Here is a 1,557-nt window from a genome sequence, read left to right as displayed (position 1 = left end):
GTCATCGTCACTCTGCTCGGTACCCGTTCTCGCCCTGTCCGTATCAGTTAGGGAACTTCATCCCCTCGTGTCTCACCTGAGCCTGACACAGAGGGTCCTGATGTGGTCTTCGAGCTTCTCGGCCATCTGGGCGCTGAGCTTGAAGCGGCGGTACTCCTTGTCCTTCGGGTAGTCCTTGACGAGGAAGTGGCCGCCGTCCGGGTGGAACTTCGGGTTGAGCTCCACGACCGTGCGGCTGACCGTGAGGATGCGGGTTCTGAGGTTGAGGTCCTTGGCACGCAACTCGCTGAGTTCGCCCCAGCGGAGGCCGCTCTCGATCTCGGTTTCGGTGAGGAGACGGAAGGTCCCCTCGGGGAGCGCGTGGTAGATGTCGTCGAACTGCTCGGGCGTGACGATCTTGAGCGGCTTGCGGACGACAGGCGGGGCCTTCACTCCGCGGCAGGGGTGGAGGAACGTGACCTGGTCCTCCAGCGCCGTGGTGAAGATGGCACTGAGGATGATCTTGGTGCAGCGGATGGTCACGGGCGTCATGCCCTGCTTCTTGAGCTTGGCGATCCAGGCGCGGACATGCTCGGGGAGAATGTCAACCATCCGCATACAGCCGAACTCCGGCATGATGTGCTTGTAGATGGTGTAGGTATACCCCGATCGGGTGCTGGCCTCCATTTCATGGTTCGGGAGCCAGGTGTCCTCGACGTAGTCTTTGAAGCGTTGCCTTCCGCGTGCGGGTTCTCCGGTTCTGCCTTCGGAGACCTTCACTTCGGCGCGTTGCCATGCCTTTTCTGCTTCCTTCTTGCTCGCGTAGGTTCCGGCCGATCTCCGCTGGCCCCGGATGTCGTCGTAGTAGGCCGTGTAGCGAGGCTTGCCGTCCTTGCCCACTCTCTTGCGTGTCTGCCCCATGGGGCTCCCCACCTCCCAGGCTTGATCATCTGACCCTCGTTTGACCCCGGACTATGAATGACAGCGGGATCCTGGCCATCACTCACTGAAAACGAGGCAGGCCATCTACCTGGGACTTTACCGTGAAACGAGGTTGATCACGCGTTCAGGTATGTGCGTGATCATCGGTTCGGGATGAAGATGTCGTGGGTTCAAATCCCGCCACCCCGACACAAACATTCAGGTCAGAGGCTGACTCCGAATCCCGAAAACACGGCATTCGGCGACCCGCCGGCGACCGCGATCAGGATGGCGTTCCGCACGATCTCGTCTCCCAGATTCCAGCCGCGCAAGTGGGCGTTCGCCCTGACCATCCTGGCGTTGAGAACGGCCTGGCCGTGATGTTCGCCGGAAGCGTCACCGGAAGCGCGATCAAGCCTCCAAGGCCCGTTACGAAGCCGACCGTGCCCACAGTTAACATGACCAGGTTCGGCCTGCCGGCAACACGCCCTCCGGCATCCGGTTCTCAGCTACGGCAGCTGTAATTGGGGCTGTGGCCTGCGGTGATCACGTGGTGTCGGCGTAGGCGTGCCATGCCTGGTGGCATTTTCGGGCTCGGTATTGGTGGCGTCGGCGCCAGGTGGACCATGCGTGGCGGTGTTCGGGATCGCGGTAGGG

The 1,557-nt window shown here is 61.8% G+C and carries 1 protein-coding gene; it reads right to left on the bottom strand.

What is annotated here, in order from left to right; all coding sequences use genetic code 11:
- Positions 1-72 precede the first annotated feature (72 nt).
- On the bottom strand, positions 73-900 hold the full coding sequence (locus ACGFIS_RS37525; RefSeq protein ID WP_392974025.1) for a tyrosine-type recombinase/integrase: 828 nt from the start codon (positions 898-900) through the stop codon (positions 73-75).
- Positions 901-1,557: the final 657 nt, after the last annotated feature.

The organism is Spirillospora sp. NPDC048824, assembly GCF_043198455.1.
Lineage (GTDB): Bacteria > Actinomycetota > Actinomycetes > Streptosporangiales > Streptosporangiaceae > Spirillospora.
Note: the sequence above shows the minus strand (reverse complement) of the source record. Positions and strands in the feature narration are given on the sequence as shown.

What these genes read in the sequence shown, in the direction of transcription:
- ACGFIS_RS37525 (WP_392974025.1), bottom strand. Translation starts at nt 900, where the DNA reads ATGGGGCAGACACGCAAGAGAGTGGGCAAGGACGGCAAGCCTCGCTAC.